This is a genomic window from Staphylococcus sp. FSL K6-0223, from assembly GCF_038008285.1.
The window spans coordinates 238,759-258,591 of the sequence record NZ_JBBOYX010000002.1 but is presented as its reverse complement, the minus strand read 5'-3'; the positions used below and the strand labels follow the sequence as shown (position 1 = coordinate 258,591).

General features: G+C 30.8%; 24 protein-coding genes and 1 riboswitch. Of the genes, 1 reads left to right on the top strand and 23 read right to left on the bottom strand.

The window, feature by feature from the left end:
- The first annotated feature begins 86 nt into the window (after positions 1–86).
- Entirely contained in the window at positions 87–473 is a 387-nt protein-coding gene (locus MHI13_RS12300) for a rhodanese-like domain-containing protein (RefSeq protein WP_002433796.1), read from the top strand.
- Positions 474–702: 229 nt separating this feature from the next.
- On the opposite strand, the gene gcvPB is transcribed toward MHI13_RS12300, so the two are convergent.
- From gcvPB to MHI13_RS12185, 23 genes are all read right to left on the bottom strand, one after another.
- Complete coding sequence (gene gcvPB / locus MHI13_RS12295; protein ID WP_023350207.1) at positions 703–2,187, bottom strand: aminomethyl-transferring glycine dehydrogenase subunit GcvPB; 1,485 nt, start codon at positions 2,185–2,187, stop codon at positions 703–705.
- Positions 2,180–3,526, bottom strand: a complete 1,347-nt coding sequence (gene gcvPA, locus MHI13_RS12290) for an aminomethyl-transferring glycine dehydrogenase subunit GcvPA (RefSeq protein WP_064210114.1) — start codon at positions 3,524–3,526, stop codon at positions 2,180–2,182. Before gcvPA ends, gcvPB begins: the two co-directional genes overlap by 8 nt.
- 18 nt (positions 3,527–3,544) lie before the next feature.
- Positions 3,545–4,636 carry a glycine cleavage system aminomethyltransferase GcvT gene (gcvT, locus tag MHI13_RS12285; RefSeq protein WP_002433617.1) on the bottom strand — a complete coding sequence of 364 codons (1,092 nt, stop codon included), beginning with the start codon at positions 4,634–4,636 and terminating at the stop codon, positions 3,545–3,547.
- A 74-nt stretch (positions 4,637–4,710) separates the two neighbouring features.
- Positions 4,711–4,848: riboswitch (glycine riboswitch) on the bottom strand.
- Positions 4,845–5,357 carry a shikimate kinase gene (locus tag MHI13_RS12280; RefSeq protein WP_002433603.1) on the bottom strand — a complete coding sequence of 171 codons (513 nt, stop codon included), beginning with the start codon at positions 5,355–5,357 and terminating at the stop codon, positions 4,845–4,847. Its footprint overlaps the riboswitch before it by 4 nt.
- Positions 5,358–5,523: 166 nt before the next feature.
- Positions 5,524–6,015 (bottom strand): competence type IV pilus minor pilin ComGF, encoded by a 492-nt coding sequence (gene comGF, locus MHI13_RS12275; protein ID WP_064210115.1) that lies wholly within the window; start codon positions 6,013–6,015, stop codon positions 5,524–5,526.
- Positions 5,933–6,232, bottom strand: coding sequence for a hypothetical protein (locus MHI13_RS12270; protein ID WP_002433765.1), 300 nt, complete (start codon positions 6,230–6,232; stop codon positions 5,933–5,935). The genes comGF and MHI13_RS12270 overlap by 83 nt, the downstream gene beginning before the upstream one ends.
- Entirely contained in the window at positions 6,219–6,668 is a 450-nt protein-coding gene (gene comGD, locus MHI13_RS12265; RefSeq protein ID WP_162488576.1) for a competence type IV pilus minor pilin ComGD, read from the bottom strand. The genes MHI13_RS12270 and comGD overlap by 14 nt, the downstream gene beginning before the upstream one ends.
- Entirely contained in the window at positions 6,646–6,957 is a 312-nt protein-coding gene (gene comGC / locus MHI13_RS12260) for a competence type IV pilus major pilin ComGC (RefSeq protein ID WP_029625707.1), read from the bottom strand. The genes comGD and comGC overlap by 23 nt, the downstream gene beginning before the upstream one ends.
- A gap of 18 nt (positions 6,958–6,975) precedes the next feature.
- Positions 6,976–8,043 (bottom strand): competence type IV pilus assembly protein ComGB, encoded by a 1,068-nt coding sequence (gene comGB / locus MHI13_RS12255; protein ID WP_064210116.1) that lies wholly within the window; start codon positions 8,041–8,043, stop codon positions 6,976–6,978.
- Positions 8,015–8,989, bottom strand: a complete 975-nt coding sequence (gene comGA / locus MHI13_RS12250) for a competence type IV pilus ATPase ComGA (protein ID WP_002433787.1) — start codon at positions 8,987–8,989, stop codon at positions 8,015–8,017. The genes comGB and comGA overlap by 29 nt, the downstream gene beginning before the upstream one ends.
- A 56-nt stretch (positions 8,990–9,045) precedes the next feature.
- Entirely contained in the window at positions 9,046–9,669 is a 624-nt protein-coding gene (locus MHI13_RS12245) for an MBL fold metallo-hydrolase (RefSeq protein ID WP_340761132.1), read from the bottom strand.
- Positions 9,669–9,995, bottom strand: coding sequence for an MTH1187 family thiamine-binding protein (locus MHI13_RS12240; RefSeq protein ID WP_002433945.1), 327 nt, complete (start codon positions 9,993–9,995; stop codon positions 9,669–9,671). Before MHI13_RS12240 ends, MHI13_RS12245 begins: the two co-directional genes overlap by 1 nt.
- Positions 9,995–10,981 (bottom strand): ROK family glucokinase, encoded by a 987-nt coding sequence (locus MHI13_RS12235; protein ID WP_002433633.1) that lies wholly within the window; start codon positions 10,979–10,981, stop codon positions 9,995–9,997. Before MHI13_RS12235 ends, MHI13_RS12240 begins: the two co-directional genes overlap by 1 nt.
- On the bottom strand, positions 10,978–11,181 hold the full coding sequence (locus MHI13_RS12230) for a YqgQ family protein (protein ID WP_002433937.1): 204 nt from the start codon (positions 11,179–11,181) through the stop codon (positions 10,978–10,980). Before MHI13_RS12230 ends, MHI13_RS12235 begins: the two co-directional genes overlap by 4 nt.
- Positions 11,162–12,625: a rhomboid family intramembrane serine protease gene (locus MHI13_RS12225; protein WP_002433611.1), complete on the bottom strand. Its 1,464-nt coding sequence runs from the start codon at positions 12,623–12,625 to the stop codon at positions 11,162–11,164. Before MHI13_RS12225 ends, MHI13_RS12230 begins: the two co-directional genes overlap by 20 nt.
- Positions 12,626–13,177, bottom strand: a complete 552-nt coding sequence (locus MHI13_RS12220) for a 5-formyltetrahydrofolate cyclo-ligase (protein WP_227939313.1) — start codon at positions 13,175–13,177, stop codon at positions 12,626–12,628. It abuts the gene before it with no gap.
- Positions 13,178–13,325: 148 nt separating this feature from the next.
- A complete protein-coding gene (gene rpmG, locus MHI13_RS12215; protein ID WP_002433802.1) occupies positions 13,326–13,475 on the bottom strand; it encodes a 50S ribosomal protein L33 in 150 nt (49 codons plus the stop codon).
- A gap of 97 nt (positions 13,476–13,572) precedes the next feature.
- Positions 13,573–15,708, bottom strand: a complete 2,136-nt coding sequence (locus MHI13_RS12210) for a peptidoglycan D,D-transpeptidase FtsI family protein (RefSeq protein ID WP_002433988.1) — start codon at positions 15,706–15,708, stop codon at positions 13,573–13,575.
- Between the two features lie 119 nt (positions 15,709–15,827).
- Positions 15,828–16,427: a superoxide dismutase gene (locus MHI13_RS12205; RefSeq protein ID WP_002433778.1), complete on the bottom strand. Its 600-nt coding sequence runs from the start codon at positions 16,425–16,427 to the stop codon at positions 15,828–15,830.
- 274 nt (positions 16,428–16,701) lie between these two features.
- A complete protein-coding gene (locus MHI13_RS12200; RefSeq protein ID WP_002433544.1) occupies positions 16,702–17,118 on the bottom strand; it encodes a Fur family transcriptional regulator in 417 nt (138 codons plus the stop codon).
- A complete protein-coding gene (locus MHI13_RS12195) occupies positions 17,105–17,968 on the bottom strand; it encodes a metal ABC transporter permease (protein WP_002433574.1) in 864 nt (287 codons plus the stop codon). The genes MHI13_RS12200 and MHI13_RS12195 overlap by 14 nt, the downstream gene beginning before the upstream one ends.
- 30 nt (positions 17,969–17,998) lie before the next feature.
- Positions 17,999–18,802, bottom strand: coding sequence for a metal ABC transporter ATP-binding protein (locus MHI13_RS12190; protein WP_100066270.1), 804 nt, complete (start codon positions 18,800–18,802; stop codon positions 17,999–18,001).
- Positions 18,803–18,938: 136 nt separating this feature from the next.
- Positions 18,939–19,829, bottom strand: coding sequence for a deoxyribonuclease IV (locus tag MHI13_RS12185; protein WP_064210117.1), 891 nt, complete (start codon positions 19,827–19,829; stop codon positions 18,939–18,941).
- Positions 19,830–19,833 lie beyond the last annotated feature (4 nt).

The following is a 19,833-nucleotide window of genomic DNA, read 5'->3' as shown; positions in this document are numbered from 1 at the left end:
AACATAAACTAACCCGAAAAAATATTTTGATAAATTGTCCTAACAGTCTTATAATTATAATATCGGTTAATTAGGGAGGATGCAAGATGGGTATCTCTTTGTACATTGCAATTGGAATCATCGTGATTATCATTGCGTATATGGTCATCCAACAAATTCTTAATAAACGAGCTGTTAAAGAATTAGACCAAAATGAATTTCACAAAGGCTTGAGAAAAGCTCAAGTTATAGATGTTAGAGAAAAAGTGGATTATGATTATGGTCATATTAATGGTGCGCGTAACATTCCAATCACAACTTTTAAACAACGTTACCAAGGTTTAAGAAAAGACCAACCAATTTATTTGTGTGATGCTAATGGAATAGCGAGTTATCGTGCTGCTCGTATATTAAGAAAAAATGGCTATAAAGATTTATACATGCTTAAAGGCGGATATAAAAAATGGACAGGTAAAATTAAATCTAAGAAATAATTTTACGACCATATCGTTTCGCCTAGTAATTTTCACCCTTGAAATGTTGTAATTTGAATTATAACTTTTTAAGGGTATTTATTATTGCAATAAAAAATAATATTTAGGCTTTAAAGATAATCTTTTGAAAAATAAGTTATTTATCTTAATAAGAGAAAAAAGCTCAATGATGTATTATAGCTTAAACATCATTGAGCTTTACTATTTTAAGTATAATTAATTTTCAATATTAATGTTCAATTGTTTTTTCTTGTTTTAAATCTTCGAATTTAAGAATTGGCTTACGTGCTGCAGTTGTTTCGTCTAATCTATCTATAATGGTTGTGTGCGGTGCTTCAAGCACTACATCAGGATTATCTTTCGCTTCATTAGAAATTTGTATTAGTGAATCTACGAAATGATCTAATGTTTCTTTAGATTCAGTTTCTGTAGGTTCGATCATCATTCCCTCTTCAACATTAAGTGGGAAATAAATAGTTGGAGGATGAACTCCAAAATCTAAAAGTCTTTTTGCCATATCTAATGTACGGACGCCAAATTGTTTTTGTTTCGTTCCGCTCAAAACAAACTCATGTTTACAATATTGGTCATATGGGATTTCAAAATGATCTTTTAGACGTGCTTTAATATAATTAGCATTCAGCACAGCAGCCTCTGAAACTTCTTTAAGTCCTTCAGCACCCATAGTTCTAATATACGTATAGGCTCTTAAATAAATACCAAAGTTACCATAGAATGGTTTAACTCTTCCAATTGAGTTTTCAATGTTATTATCATACTTATAGAACTCGCCATCTTTAATGACCATCGGCTTAGGTAAGTAGCTAGATAACTCTTTTACCACACCTACTGGTCCTGAACCAGGGCCACCGCCACCATGAGGTCCAGTAAACGTTTTGTGTAAGTTCAGATGAACTGCATCAAAGCCCATATCTCCAGGTCTAACTTTATCCATTATTGCGTTTAAATTTGCGCCATCGTAATAAAGTAGACCACCAGCTTCATGAACGATTTCTCTAATTTCCATAATATTCTTCTCAAATATACCTAATGTATTTGGATTAGTTAGCATGATAGCAGCTGTATTCTCATTTACAACTCTTCTTAAATCATCAATATCTACTTCTCCGCGCTCATTAGATTTAACAGTGACTGATTTAAATCCGGCAAATGAGGCTGAAGCAGGGTTTGTACCGTGAGCAGAATCAGGTACAATAACCTCATCTCTATGTCCTTGTCCATTATTCTCATGATAAGCTTTGAAAATCATGAGAGCTGTCCATTCACCGTGCGCGCCTGCTGCTGGTTGAAGTGTTACTTCATCCATACCTGTAATTTCTTTTAGCTCTTCTTGCAAACTATAAATAATTTCAAGTGAACCTTGAATGTGTTCTTCCTCTTGCAATGGATGAGATTCACTAAATCCAGGTATTCTAGCAACTTTTTCATTAACTTTAGGATTATATTTCATCGTGCATGATCCCAATGGATAAAAACCAGTGTCTACACCAAAATTTTTATTGGAGAGTTCTGTGTAATGTCGAACTAAATCTAGTTCAGCTACCTCAGGAAACTCGGCTTTATCTTTACGAATATATTTGTCATCTAATACAGAGGAAATTGTAATGTCCTCAATATCACTTTGAGGTAAAGAATACGCATATCTACCTTTTTTGGATCTTTCAAAGATTAATGGACTTGATTTACTAACCATTTAATTCACCAGCTTTCTGAACAAAATTATCAATTTCTTCTTTAGTTCTTAATTCAGTTACGGCAACTAGCATATGATTGTTGAAGTCATCAGAAACTTCACTTAAATCAAAACCACCAATAATACCTTGGTCAGCTAATTTTAAATTTACTTCTTTAATAGGTTCATCAAATTTAACTACAAATTCATTAAATGAATTACCATCTAATACCTCAAAGCCTTTATGTTTAAATAGTTGTTTAGCATAATTAGCATGTTTTAAATTTTGAACAGCAATATCATATATACCTTGTTTACCAAGAGCTGACATAGCAATTGAAGATGCAAGTGCATTAAGTGCTTGGTTAGAACATATATTTGAAGTCGCTTTATCTCTTCTAATATGCTGCTCTCTAGCTTGTAAAGTTAGTACAAATCCACGATTGCCTTCATCATCCTGAGTTTGACCTACTAAACGGCCAGGTACTTTACGCATTAACTTTTTAGTTGTAGCAAAATAGCCGCAATGAGGTCCACCAAATTGTGTAGGTATACCGAACGGTTGAGTATCTCCAACAACTATATCCGCTCCAAAAGTACCTGGTGGTGTTAAAAGACCTAAAGCTAGAGGGTTAGCATATACTATAAATAATGCTTTTTTATCTGCAATAAAACTATTTATTTTTTCAAGATCTTCAATTGAACCATAAAAATTTGGATATTGTACTGCAACTGCGGCAGTATCATCATCAATTGCTTGTTCTAATTTTTGTAAATCAGTTATTGTTCCATTTAAATCGATTTCAACTACTTCAAACTCTTTACGTGTTTTAGCGTAAGTATGTAAAACTTGTAAAGCTTGATAGTGTAAACCTTTTGAAACAACAACTTTTTTCTTTTTAGTCTGACTGAAAGCTAAAATACAAGCCTCAGCAAAACTAGTCATACCATCATACATAGATGAATTTGCAACATCCATATCTGTTAGTTCACAGATTAAAGTTTGAAATTCAAAAATTGCTTGTAACTCACCTTGAGAAATCTCAGGTTGATAAGGTGTGTACGCAGTATAAAATTCTGATCTAGAAATCATGGCATCTACAACTGCAGGAGCATAATGATCATATACACCAGCACCTAAAAATGAAGCGTGAGTTTCTTTTGTGATATTTCTATTGGCAAGAAGATTAAGTCTTCTTACTAAACTAGTTTCTGCCTCTCCCTTAGCAATATTTAAATTTCGATTTAATAAAATATCGGCTGGGACATCACCAAATAATTCTGAAATTGATTTTGCTCCAATAGTATCTAGCATTTCTTGTTTATCTTGATCTGTTAAAGGTATATAACGATGACTCACTATTTACACCCCTCCGTATTATTTAGTAATTTGATTTTTCTTAACAATTTTTGCTTTAACTTGGCGCTTACGAACTTGTATAAGCACTTCTTTACCCATTTCGAATGCATCTCTATTTATAATAGCTAGTGCGATAGATTTACCTGAAGAGGGAGATTGAGTTCCGGATGTTACCTCTCCAATGTGGTTACCTTCTAAATCAAATACTTCGTAACCTGTTCTAGCAATACCTTTACCTATTATCTCTAATCCAACAGTTCTTTTAGTGGAACCATTTTCTTTTTGATCTTTAAGAACAGATTTGCCAATAAATTCTTCTTCAATAAGAGGTTTAGCAGCAAAAGCAATACCTCCTTCATAAGGAGTAATAGATTCTGTTAAATCTTGACCATGTAGAGGTAAACCTGCCTCAAGGCGTAAAGTATCACGAGCACCTAAACCACAAGGAACAACGTCATATTCTAATAATTGATTCCAAATGTCTACTGTGTCTTCAGATTTACAATAGATTTCGAAACCATCTTCCCCTGTATAGCCTGATTGTGAAAGAATGATATTTTTATCAAAAAACTTCACATCTTGTTTAAATTCAAACATACTCATGTCACTAACATCCACATCAGTATGTTCATTCACAAGATGTCTAGCTTTTGGGCCTTGAATAGCAAGTTGACCATATATATTTGAAGAATTATTCACATTAACATCAAAATTACTACTTTGCTTAGAAATCCAATTAAAATCTTTATCAGTATTTGCCGCATTTACTATTAATAAAAAGTGGTTTTCTGCTAACTTGTATGTAACTAAGTCATCTATAATACCACCTTCTTCATTACATAAAGCTGTATACATTGCTTTAGTATCTGTAAGATTGTTAGCATCATTTGATAAAATATACTGAACAAAGTTAAATGCTTCATTACCAGTAATTTCTATCTCTCCCATGTGGCTTACATCAAAAAGACCAATTTCATATCTCACAGCGTTATGTTCTTTTTTAATACTAGTGAATTGAACAGGCATAGCCCATCCACCGAATTCAACTATTTTCGCACCATTATCAACGTAGTTTTGATATAAAGGTGTCTTTTTAAGTTCAGTTGTCATTAGAAAACCCCCTATTTTTAATAAAAAACAGGATAGCATAGAGCTACCCTGTTAAAATAATTCATCCAGGAACGCGTTACAGTATTATCCTTTTGCCTGAGAGTTTCGTTAAATAACTTGCACCTTCGGCGATAAAGCTAAATATTTACAATATTCTTAAATTAATTATTATGTAGATATGTTTTAGCTTTATTCTCTCTAATACTGATCAATCGCAAAATAATTTTTGTAAAATCTTTTCATATATTTCAGAAACAGTGAGTGCGCTATCCACCTTCATGAATGCGGTTTCATTATATCTTGAAACCCTTGAACAATACAAGGTATTTAATTGTTCTAGAGATTTATCTTTAGCATTGGGTCTATGAGGATCACTAACTATACGTCGATAAATAACATTGATATCACAATCAAGCCATATAACATTCTTTTCATTTTTAAGTAGTTTCAAAGAATCTTTATTTTCGATTATTCCTCCACCAGTAGATATAATTTCGAATGTATTCAAACACTTTTTTAAATACTTAAATTCTAAATCACGGAATTTTTGTTCTCCATGTTCCTGAAATATATCGGGAATTGATTTGTTTTCATTTCTCTCGATATATTCATCTAAGTCTACATAACTTAAATTTTGTAAATCAGAAAGATATCGTCCAATCGTCGTTTTACCAGTACCCATGAAGCCAACAAATATAATAGGTGCTTTACTTTTAATCAATCTAATCTACCTCTTTTTTAATGTTTTAACAATAACATCATCATAGTAAATATCTAAGTTATGTAATGTCTTTAATTTTAAACCATATTGAGTAATATAAAAAGATATAATTGATAAATAAAATGAAAAAATTACTACTAAATATAAACTAATGAACGCTTTTTGGCTATAAATGGAGGTTTTTCTTTTTATAATAGTTCGTATCTCCTTGCTTTATTTTTATTTTTAAAATATTATTGTTCGTCTTTATTATTTTGAAAGAAACTACATTGTTTAATAGAGTGATGTTACCTCTCTGATTGATATTTTTATATATTTTTTTATTATTATAGATATATCTAATTTCCTCATCCTTTTTTCTAATTTTGATTGTTGAATCATTATCTTTACTTGGCGAATACTTGGAAGTTTGTACATCTTTAAGAATATCTCTACAAAAAAATTCAAAGTCTAAATCATCATTATTTTTAGCTAAATGTAGGTAGTAAGAAGTGAGATTAATAATATTAGGTGTTAAAGAAAGACATAATAAGGTTACTGATAATGCGAAGAGTATTTCAACGAAAGTAAAGGCTTTAATTTTCAAATGAAACACATGTTTTAATGTTAAAGTCTCTATCTTTTCCACATATTTTCTTTTGATATAGTTGTATTTCATATTGATCCATTACAACTCCTTGTTTAAGTTGTTCCTTACTATATTTATTCAAGCTGGTAATAATAGACTTTTTAATTTCTATGGTTTTTAAATTATTATTATAGTTATTATTCATTGTGGAGAGTGTTGGTATCAAAATAAGTGTGATTAATCCGATGATTAGTAAACCTAATAAACTATCGAGTAATAATGAAGCTCTTAGTTTAAATTTTGACATATCTAATACGTCCTTTTTCAATATGTAAAATAATTTTATAGGTAGCTTTATTCATTGCAATTGTTAGAGAACCAAAACGGTTAATATTTCCTTCTCTATTGAAATTCAACGTATTAATTCTAGCAATATTAGTGATTTTACCGTGAGGGACTTTAAATTTATATTTGCTCCCTTTTTCTTCTACAACTTGGATAACATTTGAATTATTTGTAAAAACTAAGGCTATCGATCTTTGAGATGCAATTGCTTTAGATTTAAAGTAATTAAGTCTAGTAATGAATTGTTTAATTTCATGTTCTTCATTAATCATTTGTACGTTCATAAAACTTCTTGACCATAAAGTTGTCATTAATAAAACGCTAATGGTAAATAAGACCAACATCATTTCAATTAGAGTGAATGCACTATATTGTTTAGTTCGCAACAGCCTCACCATTTGAAATACTAATAGTTTGTCCGGATTTACAATTTTTCTGTCCTTCTTTTATAAAACCTTCAGCAATTAATTCTTCAATATTATTAGGGTTACGATTATGCTTTAATGTATATGCTTCAATTTGACTATTTACCATTTTTACTTGAGCATCACAACCAGTAGATTGGATATGTGCTGTTTGTTTGGCAATATTAGGTATAATTAAAATAAGTAATAAACTAATAATTAATAAAACAAGTAACATTTCAATTAAAGTGAAAGCTTTAGATTTTTTTAGTTTTTTTAATATTTTCATTAAGAGTCCTCCCTATTTGATGGTTTGCATTAGTTCAAACATAGGTAACATGATTACAAGATATAAAGAAACTATAAATAGACCTAATATAAAGAAAATGACTGGTTGAATAAATTTAGTTTGCTTGAGAACTTTATCTTCAAAATGATGTAGTAACATTTGGCTATATAACTTTAATTCAATATCTAGTTTTCCGCTTTTTTCACCTTGCTCAATAAATTTGATTAGATCAGGTTGAAAGCATTTTAAGCTATTTAATATAGACGGTAGTGACATCCCTTTATCAATACTTTTTAATAAGTAGTCACCTAAATATTTAAAAAATTCATTGTTTTGCTCATTTCTATATATATGAACAATATGTTGAAGGCTTATACCGTTTTTATAAAAAAGAGAAAGTTCATTAGATATTTGATAAGTTCTGAATATTTTATAGTAAGAATTGACAAAGGGGATTTTAACTATATATTTTATTTTTTTATTTATGGGAATTTTGTTTAGGAGTTTATAAATAATTATATATATCACAATTGAACAAAATGTAAGCAATAATACAAAAGCAGGCAACTTTGTAATGAAAACGGTAAGTATATTTTGTAAAGTAGATAGTTGAACATTCATAGTCGCGTATAATTGTTGAAATTGAGGTATCACAGTCATATTTAACACGATTAGCATGATTAGAAATATACTTATCAGCACTATTGGATATTGAATAGTTTTTAGAAATGCCTTTTTAGCCTTCAAGTTTCTTCTCATATATTCAATGGCGTCTGCCATTGCAACTTCTAAATTTCCATACTGTTCTGCAAATTTTACTTGAGTAAGTATAATTTCGGGGTAACCAATCATCTTCAATACTTCATAACATGTTCCACCTGCTTGAATAGATTCTATTATTATTTTACTAATGTTTTTATCTCTATATATAAAGTGTAAATTTAGAAATTGAAAGCTTTCATACAATGTGAATCCATGTTCAAATAAATGTTTTAGTCGTTGAAGTAGTTCAATGGATTGAGCTTCGGTAAGATTCTTTTTTCTGTTAGGTTTAAGTATACTTATTAACAACCTCTTCACAAATTACCCCTTCCTTAGATAGATTAGTTAGATGTGTAGCCAGCTTAGTGAAGCTATTTGGTAGTTCATGATTGTGTTCAAAAAAGTATTCTACTTGATTTTGGTTCATTACTTCACAAACTAATTCACGCGTATTAGTTTGTGTGGTGATAAGTCTTTGATTAGATATTAAATTTATAGATTGACATAATTCTTGCACTGTAACACCTATTTCTAGTAGACGAAGTAAAGCCCCTTTACAATCATTAGCATGTAAAGTTGTAAGCACTAAATGACCACTTAGACTTGCTTGTATAACACATTTAGCAATATAAGCATCACGAATTTCTCCAATCAAAATGACATCAGGGTCACATCTAAGTATGGCTTTAAAAGAGTTAGTATAATTTATCCCGGCCTTTTCATTAACTGAAATTTGAGTTATCCCATCTAATAATTGCTCAACAGGATCTTCAATTGAAATAACATTTAAATTTAAATTTTGATGGGCATGCATTACCATTTGATACATTAAAGTGCTTTTCCCAGAGCCAGTTGGACCACTAAAAAGTAATAATCCTTGTTTTTTATTCATTAAGTGCTTAAAATCTTTAAATTCATATGAGTCACGTCTTTGTTGGAAATATTGAGGTACGATTCTTATAACGCAACTTTCATTACCTAAAGATAAAGGTAGCGTAGAGATTCTTAAGTAATACATATTTTGCAATTTATAAGTATATCTTCCACTTTGGGCTAGCTGTTGGGTCGAAACATCTAAGCCTGATTTGAACTTCATATAAACAAGTAACTTTTTGTAAATAGCATGTGTCAGTGTATCGTAATTAATAAGTTGATCGTTGATTCTTAGTTTAATTAAAGTATGGTGCTCAGTAGGAATAAAATGTATATCACTTGCAGCGTGCTTTATAGCATAATTAACTATCTCTTGGAATAACATTTTCATAAAAATTCACCTCCTACATATATCAACGTAGGAGGTGAAATAATTACTTTATTTAATTAACCATTTAAAAAAGGGTTTAATTGTTCATCATCAACAGTAGTATATGGACCGTGACCAGGGAATAACGGTAAATCGCCTTCAAGTTCAAATATCTTATCTTTAATAGAATCAACTAATGTTTCGTAGTCCCCTCTATAAAGATCAGTTCTACCAATGCCATTATTAAATAAAGTGTCACCCACTACAGCAAATTCATCAAAAACGTAAGTTAAACTACCTGGAGAATGTCCTGAAGTGTGTAATACGTCAAATTTGAAGCCCTCAATCTCTTTTGATCCTTCTTCTAATTTTGAAGGTTTAGCATAGCTTATAACTTGAGGCATACCATATTGTTTAAATTTAGATGCACCATTTTTTTCTGGATCTTGTAAAAAATCAAATTCCTCTTGATGCATATAAACAGGAACGTCGTATTTAGAAATAATGTCATCTAAAGCACCAATGTGATCGTAGTGAGCATGAGTTAATAGAATCGCTTTCAATGGCTTATTAATTTGATTTAATTTTTTAATGATTTTATCACTTTCACTTGAAGGATCTATTAATATAACACTTTCTTCATTTTCAATGAAATATGCGTTTGTATCCACTAAACCTAAAGTTAGATTTGAAATTCTCATTATTGTTCACCACTATTATTTAAATGTTTTTGAACAGATTTGAGTTTATCATTCATCTTTCTTGATTTATCGCGACGATCATCAATTCGAATATTTGTACATACTCTGTCTAACCCTTTGTTGAAAGGTAATTCATGTATTGCTTGAATGACTTCGAATAGGTCCTTTAGATCACCTTCGATAAGTGTGTTCATTGGTGTTAGTTGGTAATCAATTTTACCTTCTTCTTTAAATTCATTAAGTTTAGTTTGTATTTCTGCTATATATTTGCTTACGCTAGGACCTTCTGTTCCTACTGGAATAACTACGACATCTACAATTGCCATTACTTAACACCCTCTTTATCTAGTACATATGTTTTAATTAATCCTGCGGCACCTGTGATTCCAGCATCATTTCCAAGTTGTGCTTGTACAATTTCTGTTTCAAATTGAGCTGGAGTAAATGTTAAATTGCGATATTCAGTTTTAATATTTTCAATTAGAATTGGTCCAGCTGTAGACATGCCACCACCTAGTACAATATATTTAGGATTACTAGTAACACTTATAATGCTACATAAATAACCAATATAATTTGCAACTTTTTCTGTAATAAATATACAGAATTGATCACCAGCTTTAGCAGCATCAAAAACAGCTTTAGCCGTTACTTTATTATCTTTTATTAATTGTAAAATTGAAGATTTAAAAGTAAGTTTAGGATAATAGAAATTTACTAAATTAACTACCCCAGTTGCGGATGCTACAGTTTCTATACAACCAGCTTTACCACAATTACAATTAAAACGTTGATCAAAATCTGCACGCATGTGGCCGATTTCAGCTCCTGATCCATTGTGACCATGTACAATTTCTCCATTTGAAATGATACCGCCGCCTAGTCCAGTACCTAATGTAATAGCAACAACATCATCTGAACCTTCGCCAGCACCTTTATGCTTTTCGCCTAACGCTGCAACATTTGCATCATTATCAACATAGACTGGGCAATCTACATATTTTTGGAATATTTCTCTAACATTAACGTTTCCTGTCCAATGCAAGTTTACTGCACCATTCACTACTCCAGTTTTGAAATTAACTGGTCCGGGCACCCCAATTCCTACTCCTTGAACATTAGTAAAATCATAGTTAAATTCTTTTACTTTCTCTACAAAAGAATCATAAATATTTTTCAGCAATAATTCACCTGTATGATCACTAGTATCTGTATGAATTGACCATTTATGTAATTGTTCTAGATGAGTATCAAAAATTCCCAATTTACAAGTTGTTCCGCCAATATCGGCCGCTAAAATAATATTTGTCATTTATGTTCATTCCTTCTCTGATTAATTATCAAAATACATTTTAGATATTCATCTTTAGATAATAGTTGAAAGTTATATAAAGATTTTACCTCTTGTAACATCATTTCATACATATCTTCTGGATCTTTAAAGTAAATGATGAAACCATATTTTTTTAGTAACTGTAAAACATCATAAAAGTTATTTATCTTTCGAGTCACTTGATTCACTCAACTCTTTTTGTAAATTTTTATAATTTGTATTACTAGGATCGCTCTTTGCAGCTTTTTTAGCATATTTCAATGCTTTTTTGTCATCACTTAATGAGCGATTTGCGATGGCTAATTCATAATTGAGTATACCAGAATTAGGATATTTTTTTATTCCTCTTTCCCATTCTGCGATAGCCTCAGATTGTGAGTCTTCAGTTGCTGTAATTAAACCGCTCAAATAATAGGTTTCATCATCAGCATAATTTTTATTTAATGTTTGGTTAACCACGTTTCTCGCTTCTCCGTAGTGACCACCTAGCATTTGATCTTTAATAAGTTTGTCATAAATATTGTCTTCTTTAATAGTAAATATTCTGATTTGTAATATAACAAATATTAATAGTAAAACAATTAATAATATCCAAAACAAATTACGATTTACATTAAAGTAATATCCTATAAGTGTAATTAAAAGTCCACCAATAAATCCACCTAAGTGAGCCATAATATTAATATTAGACATGAAAAGTGATAAACATATTAAAATTAGTAAGGCTATAAGTAATTGGCCAATAACTTTTCTATCAAAAGTCTTACTTAAGTACATTATTGCGAAAATTGAACCTATTAATCCAAATATTGCCCCACTCGCTCCTACTGAAATTGTGGAGGTATTAAATGATAAGGATACAAAATTACCAAATAATCCTGACACAAAATATATAACTAACATTCTCCAAGAACCCACTATTGATTCAACAATCTTCCCAAAAATGAATAAGGAAAGCATATTCATCAATATGTGTTCAAAATTAAAATGTAAAAACATCGAAGAAATAAGCCTATACCATTCTCCATGAACAACATTAAAATGTACAAGCCCACCTACTTCTAGTAATTTAACATCTGAGAATCGATTAAGATATAAAATCATACATAACCATATGATTACATTTGTGATAATTAAGACATATGTAGCCGGTGTGAATCTTTGCATGTGTCTATCAAGAGGATTATTGGTTAAAACTTTTCTTTTATAGTGAGAATAAGTCTTTTTATCCTCGTTGTTTACAAGCATTTTGTAAAGTACAAAATGTGGGGTAATTGCTTTTATATCTTTAACATTTCTAATAATGTGAAATTGAATTTTTATAGGATGACTCTCATTATTTTTTTCTTCTAGAAAGTCTTTATCAGTGAAATAATAAAAATTGAATGACTTTGGTTTAAAACCTATAGTTTGTTCTAATTGGTTAAAATTCTCTTTAACTTTAGACTTATCAAATCTGATTTCTTGTGAGGTAGTAACATCTCTTCTAAAAACCACTACAGATTTTTTTCTTTTATGTACTAGCCAAATTTCATTATTATCCTTTTCACTGCTTAACAAATCATAATTTAAATATCTAATCCAGTAGTATAAGGTTTTCCAATAAAGTTTATCGATAATCATTTATTCCTCCACTACATTATTGTTATATATAATTAGTTGATCAACGGGTTGATCGAATGATTCTTTATCAAATGTAGTAAGTTGAAAATCATATAGCAAGCTAACAGTTCGAGTTTTAAATTGAGTTAAAAATTTATCGTAGTAACCGCCACCGTAACCGATACGATAGCCATTCTCTTCAAAGGCAACACCTGGGACTACTAATAAATCCATGTCATTAGTAAGTTCAGTATTTGAAACAGCATGATAGATTCCTTTTTCATCTTTTTCAATATCATTAAGAGATAATAAGCGTTTGAATGTCATACGCTTATTTTTATAATCTGTCTCAGGTACGTAAACTTTCTTATCATTCATTATAGAGGACTCTATTAAGTGATAAGTGTCGACCTCATGTGGCATTGATAACACAAAACCTATTGATTTAGCATCTTGATAAGCTTGTGTATTAAATAATTCATTAGCTAACCATTGATCTGCAATACTTTTTTTATCTTTATTAAAACCTTTAAGCTTTTCAATTGTTGCTCGTCTTATATGTTTTTTACTCAACATTTTCACCCACTTTGTTCACCTCATATTATAACGTTAATCAATTATGATGTCATTAAGTTGAGATGTATTCTCAGCTATAAAAAAAGAAACCTCATGATTGAGGTTTCTTGATTAGTTAGATTAAGTTTACTTTAGATAAACCTAATTATTTAGTTTCACGGTGTAAAGTTTGTTTATTATCACGTGCACAGTATTTTTTCATTTCAATACGTTCAGGGTTGTTTCTTTTGTTTTTAGTTGAGATGTAGTTTCTATCTCCACATTCAGTACAAGCTAATGTAACGTTTACGCGCATGATTATTCCTCCTTACCTTTTCTAAATACGACCTTATCATTATACCAATTACATAAGTAATTGCAAAGAAGATTTTATTAATAATTTATTATCAAATCTAATTATCATTGTTATCAGCGTTGCTATTTTCATTAGTGCTTTCGTTTTGTTGTTTATTGTCAGAGTGAGATTCATCTTTATCATCTTTTTTGTCTCTGTCTCTGAAATAATAGTTGATAACATCTCGGCCTAGGTCTCCGCCATTTAACCAAGGCGGTGGTACAGGTTGGTTAGTATAAACAATAGAGAATGATAATTTAGGATCTTTAATTGGTGCATAACCAATATATGTTGAGTTAACTCTAGATTCTCCGTTTTGGAATACCTCTGCTGTACCTGTTTTACCTGCCGAAGGAACCACAGTATTTTTGAAACTAGCGTAACCAGTACCGTCTTTCTCATTAAACGCCATTTTAAATCCATCTTGTACTTCTTTAATTTCGTTTTCGGAGTTGTTCACTTTATTTAAGACGTTTCCTTTAATTTTTCGTTTTAATGGACCTAAATCATCTTTATTTGTAGATTCATGTATTGCAAGACCGATATGTGGTTGAATTCTATACCCATTATTAGCAATCGTTGATACGTATTGTGATAGTTGTAATGGCGTATATGTGTCATATTGTCCAATAGACAAGTCTAGGTAATTACCTGGATTATTAGTCAATGGTTCGATTTGTCCAGGAGTCTCGTTAGGTAAATCAACACCTGTTTTAACACCTAGGCCCACTTGATTTAATCCTTTACGCAATTTTTGTCCAGCTATCGCTATATTATTAGGTAGTGGCATACCTGAGAAATAAGGGTCTCCAGCTAATTTTAATGCTGTCTTAAACATATATACGTTTGAAGAGTGCATTAGGGCTTCTTTATCATTTATTGTGACTCTGCCATTTTTATTAAAGTATGATCGCTTAGTAAGACCTCCTTGGAATTTTAAAGGTTCATCAACCATTGTTTCTCCAACTTTAATTGCATGGTTTTGGTAGCCAGCTAATAAAGTTCCACCTTTGACTGAGGAGCCTACTGCATACTGAGCTGTAAAGTTACCAATATCAAAATCTTTTAACTTACCTTGTTTATTAATTTGTTTACCAGCCATGGCTAATATGTCACCATTCTTAGGATTTTGAACTACTATAAGTGCATTATCCATATCTTTAGCGCCTTGGCTTCTTAAAGTTGAAATTTCTTTTTCAAGTAAAGATTCAACTTTCTTCTGTAAATCGATATCAATAGTTAATTGTAAGTCATGACCTCTTGAACCTGGATTAATGACCTCTGAGTTTATAACTTTGCCTGATTTATCTGTCGTATATTTCATTTGTTTTTTAGTGCCTTTTAGAACATCTTCATATTGATATTCTAAATATGATTTACCTACTCTATCATTTCTTGAATATCCTTTAGATAAATACTGTTCTGTTAGTTCTTTAGGGATACCTTCTGTTGAAGTAGATACATCACCAAAAATTCCTCTTAGTGAGTCTCCATATGGATATTTTCTATCCCAATCCATTGAAGTATTTACCCCAGGTAATTTTGAAAGTTGCTGGGATACAGCAGCATATTCTTTTTCTGTAACGTCTTCATTTTTTATAGTTTGTGGATCTAAAGTAGATCCTGCGTTCATTTCACGATAAATGGCTAAAACTTGTAAATCTTTTTTACTAAGTTCATCTAATTGTTTTTTACCAATTTTGTCTCTTTGTTGATTATCATATTGTTCTTGAGTGATATTACCACTCTCTAACAATGACTGTTCTTTCTTCATTAATCGTTTTGCTTTCTCAGGATGTATTTGTACCCAGAAATCTTTTTTATCTCGTTCAGTAATTTTATCTGTATCCATTTTAATAAGTTCAGATAATTTTTTAGCAGTATCTAACATTTCTTGTTGAGTTGTTTTTCGATTTCGAGTATATGTAATTGCCATTTTTGAAGCATTGTCTACAAGGACTTTGCCATTTCTATCTAATATGCGGCCCCTCGGCACTGATTCGTTAACAGTTATGTTTTCATCATTCTTTATTAATTGTTTATAATGTGATCCTTGTGCTATTTGCAAATAACCTAACCTTAACACTAAAATTGCGAAGATTAACACGATAAAACCGAATACGAAATTAATCCTCTTATTCATGGTGTTTCTGGTTCTCTCATCATTTGATTTTTCTTTTAATCTTTTCAGCAAAACAACCTACCTCTATTCAACGTGTCTCATACAAATGATATATTATATTAGATTATTTTTCTATCATTTTGACAAAAAAATAACGGTCTCTAGATGAGACCGTAAACAAATGTGCAAAATTATTTTGCTGCTTTGTATAATTCGTCAACTTTTTCCCAGTTAACAACGTTCCAGAATGCACTAATATAATCTGGACGTTTATTTTGATATTTAAGGTAATAAGCATGTTCCCAAACATCTAAACCTAAGATTGGAGTTTTACCTTCAGTTAATGGGTTATCTTGGTTTGGAGTAGTAACGATTTCTAATTGACCGTTATTTACTACTAACCATGCCCAACCAGATCCAAAGCGTGCAGCAGCTTTATCTGCAAATTCTTTTTTGAATTCATCTAAAGAACCCCATTGTTCTTTAATTTTGTCTACTACTTCACCTTTTTCTTCAGAATTTGGTGATAATAATTCCCAGAATAATGAGTGGTTTAAGTGACCGCCACCATTATTACGTACTGCAGTTTGAATATCTGAAGGTACGCTATCTAAATTAGCAACAATTTCTTCGATTGATTTAGCTTCTAAATCTGTTCCTTCAACTGCTGAGTTTAATTTAGTTACATATGTGTTATGGTGTTTGTCGTGGTGAATTTCCATAGTTTGTTTATCAATGTGTGGTTCTAATGCATCATATGCATAAGGTAATTTTGGTAATTCAAAAGCCATAAATAATCATCCTCCTAAATTGTCTGTACAATTATCATAACAAGTAGCTTTAATAGCAACAATGAATATGCTTACATAGTAATTATGATATATAGCTACTAATTATTTTGTTACATCATTAGTATATCTCAGTTTAAAGCCATTTAAACATGAAAATTCTTAGAAACTAATTTTTCAGACCATTGGCCTATGTTTTAATAATCAAGTTTTTTGAAAATAAAAAAGCAACCCTTCTAAGGTTGCTGTGATATTTAAATCATAATTTATTCTATATTTAAGCATTTTTTTGACATGATTCACATACACCATACACTTCTAATTTGTGGGTATGAATTGCTACATTAGGTAAATATTGCTTTATTTGTTCAATTGGACAAAAGTCTATGACTTTAGTATCTCCACAATTTTCACAAATAAAATGATGATGGTGGTGGTTTGTGCAAGCTATTCTAAACTTCATTTCACCTTCTAACTCAGTACTCTCTATAATACCCAAATCTTTAAAAAGATGAAGATTACGGTATACAGTATCAAAAGATATACCGGGATAATCTTTATCCATTTTTTGTTGAATGTGCTTAGCGTTAAGATACTTATCCTCTTCAACGAATATATCTAACATGTCTTTACGTTTATCTGTATATTTTAATCCATTATCTTTTAAAATTTTAATAGCATCATTTGTATTCATTTGAAATTGCTCCCTTTTTAAACTTAACTTTTAACTTTTGGTAAGCCATAGTGATTATAAGCATGATTACTAATAATACTACAATAACACCACCAGGTGAAATGTTCATATAAAATGCAAGTACTAATCCCATTATTACGGATAACTCACCTAGCGCAACACTTAGTGCTATGAGCTGTTTAAAACCTTTAGTTATTCTCATTGAGATTGCTATAGGCAAAGTAATCAATGCACTAACTAGCAGAATTCCTACAACTCTCATTGAAGCAGATATAACCATTGCAACAATAATAATAAATAAGAATTGTATCCATTTTGGAATACCAATGACTTTACTATATTCTTCATCGAAAGATAAGATAAATAATTCTTTATAAAATAATATTATAAAAAATACAACTATAATTGCGATTACAATAATGGTAGTTAAATCACTTAAATTAACAGCGCTAATTGATCCAAAAAGTAATCCGACAATTTCTTGATTAAATCCATCTGCTAATGAAATAAAGATGGCACTCAGTGCGATGCCTGCACTCATAATAATAGGTATTGCTATTTCTTGATAATTTGAAAAAGATGTTCTTAGCTTTTCAATTAAAAGTGCACCTATAACAGCAAAAAGTATTCCAAACCACATGGGATTAACAAATGAAAGTGTAGGTAATATTGTAAGTAAAAACATACCAAAGGATATACCGCCTAAAGTGACATGGCTTAAAGCGTCAGCAATAAGAGATAGTCTTCTAACAACAATAAAAGCGCCAATTAAAGGTGCGATAAAGCCAATTAAAATACCGCTAATAAGAGAATATCTCATAAAATCAAAATTTAATAACGCATCAATCACAAGTTACACTCCTCAATAAATAATATATTTTTATCCAGTTTCAACATTTTCATTACAACAGTCACGATTGTGTTGATGATCAACAAATTGTATTGGATGACCATATATTTTTGAAATTTCAACTTCATCTAAAGATTTAAAATCTTCAGTTGTACCATGGAAATGAAGATGTTTGTTTAAGCAAGCAACTTCAGTAGCAGTATCAGCTACAACTCCGATATCATGCGTTACTAAAATAATAGTAATACCCTCTTTTTTTAGCGTATCTAATGTAGCATAAAACTCACTAACATGTTTGGCATCAATGCCATTTGTCGGTTCGTCTAAAACTAATACACTTGGATTAGATATTAATGCTCTAGCAATTAAAACACGCTGTTGTTGGCCACCTGATAACTCTGCAATGTTTTTGTTAATTAAATGTGCAATATTTAATTTTTTCAGCACTTGTTCAACTTTCTTATTATCTTCTTTATTAAATCTTTGAAACAGTCTTTTAGTCTTTGTTAGTCCGCTCAGAACAACCTCTTTCACACTTGCTGGGAACCCCGCATTAAAAGCTGTTGCTTTTTGAGAAACATAACTAATTTTCAATGAAGTTTTATTCCCTCTATACATTTTTCCTTCAACGAAAATCTCGCCTTTTTGTAAAGGTAATAGTCCAAGTATCACTTTCAATAAGGTGGATTTTCCCGCTCCATTAGGACCAACGATGGCTAGAAACTCACCTTTGTTGATTTTAATATTAATATTTTCAAGTACATGTTTATTATCAAAATAGTAGTTTATATTTCGTAATTCGAAAACTGGCGTTGTCATGTTTTCACCTCGCATAATACTATACAACTTCGTGAAAGTTATGTAAATAGTAATGTTTACGACTAAATAAAAGAAACGAGACAAAAATCATTCCAATTAATAGATGATTTTGTCTCGCCCTATTTATTTTTACCTAAAAGGTAAAAACGATTTATTGATTTAAAATTTTATTCTTAAGATCTGAATCAAATTTTTGTGCTTTTAACATTTCAATTTCGAATTTATACGGTGGTTTTTTATTTTTCTTATCCTCACCTACATATGGTGTTTCTAAAATTTTAGGTATATCTTTAAATGCGTCATGGTGGACAACATAATTTAGCGCATCGAATCCAATATGACCAAATCCTATATTTTCATGACGGTCTTTATGTGCACCGATTTCATTTTTACTATCATTCACATGTACAACTTTAATACGGTCTACACCAATAACTTTATCAAATTCATTTAACACACCATCGAAGTCTTCTTTGACATTATAACCAGCGTCATGGGTATGACATGTGTCAAAACAAATTGATAAACGATCATTATGTGTAACGCCATCAATAATTTGAGCGATTTCCTCGAACGAACGGCCTACTTCTGAACCCTTACCAGCCATTGTTTCAAGGGCAATTTGTACATCATTGTCATGAGTTAATACTTCATTAAGTCCTTCAATAATTTTTTTAATACCTACGTCGGCACCAGCTCCAACATGAGAACCAGGATGAAGAACAATATCTTTTGCGCCAATTGCTTGCGTGCGTTCAATTTCGTTTTGTAAAAAATCGACACCTAAGTTGAATACTTCAGGTTTAGTCGTATTTGCGATGTTGATAATATAGGGTGCATGAACAATGATATTAGATAAACCATATTCTTTCATGGCCTCATGTCCTTTTTCTATATTTAAATCTTCGATGCTTTTTCTTCTCGTATTCTGAGGAGCTCCTGTGTATATCATAAACGTAGATTCTCCAAATTTATGGGCTTCTTCTGCAGAGCCTTGTAACATCTTCTTACCACTCATTGAAACATGAGAACCTAATAGCATGTCA

Excerpts from the sequence above, each read along its gene's own strand:
- MHI13_RS12300 (WP_002433796.1), top strand. The coding sequence starts at position 87 with ATGGGTATCTCTTTGTACATTGCAATTGGAATCATCGTGATTATCATT.
- gcvPB (WP_023350207.1), bottom strand. The coding sequence starts at position 2,187 with ATGGTTAGTAAATCAAGTCCATTAATCTTTGAAAGATCCAAAAAAGGT.
- gcvT (WP_002433617.1), bottom strand. The coding sequence starts at position 4,636 with ATGACAACTGAACTTAAAAAGACACCTTTATATCAAAACTACGTTGAT.
- comGF (WP_064210115.1), bottom strand. The coding sequence starts at position 6,015 with ATGAAATACAACTATATCAAAAGAAAATATGTGGAAAAGATAGAGACT.
- MHI13_RS12270 (WP_002433765.1), bottom strand. The coding sequence starts at position 6,232 with ATGTCAAAATTTAAACTAAGAGCTTCATTATTACTCGATAGTTTATTA.
- comGD (WP_162488576.1), bottom strand. The coding sequence starts at position 6,668 with ATGGTGAGGCTGTTGCGAACTAAACAATATAGTGCATTCACTCTAATT.
- comGA (WP_002433787.1), bottom strand. The coding sequence starts at position 8,989 with ATGAAAATGTTATTCCAAGAGATAGTTAATTATGCTATAAAGCACGCT.
- MHI13_RS12245 (WP_340761132.1), bottom strand. The coding sequence starts at position 9,669 with ATGAGAATTTCAAATCTAACTTTAGGTTTAGTGGATACAAACGCATAT.
- MHI13_RS12240 (WP_002433945.1), bottom strand. The coding sequence starts at position 9,995 with ATGGCAATTGTAGATGTCGTAGTTATTCCAGTAGGAACAGAAGGTCCT.
- MHI13_RS12235 (WP_002433633.1), bottom strand. The coding sequence starts at position 10,981 with ATGACAAATATTATTTTAGCGGCCGATATTGGCGGAACAACTTGTAAA.
- MHI13_RS12225 (WP_002433611.1), bottom strand. The coding sequence starts at position 12,625 with ATGATTATCGATAAACTTTATTGGAAAACCTTATACTACTGGATTAGA.
- rpmG (WP_002433802.1), bottom strand. The coding sequence starts at position 13,475 with ATGCGCGTAAACGTTACATTAGCTTGTACTGAATGTGGAGATAGAAAC.
- MHI13_RS12205 (WP_002433778.1), bottom strand. The coding sequence starts at position 16,427 with ATGGCTTTTGAATTACCAAAATTACCTTATGCATATGATGCATTAGAA.
- MHI13_RS12200 (WP_002433544.1), bottom strand. The coding sequence starts at position 17,118 with ATGAATACAAATGATGCTATTAAAATTTTAAAAGATAATGGATTAAAA.
- MHI13_RS12190 (WP_100066270.1), bottom strand. The coding sequence starts at position 18,802 with ATGCGAGGTGAAAACATGACAACGCCAGTTTTCGAATTACGAAATATA.
- MHI13_RS12185 (WP_064210117.1), bottom strand. The coding sequence starts at position 19,829 with ATGCTATTAGGTTCTCATGTTTCAATGAGTGGTAAGAAGATGTTACAA.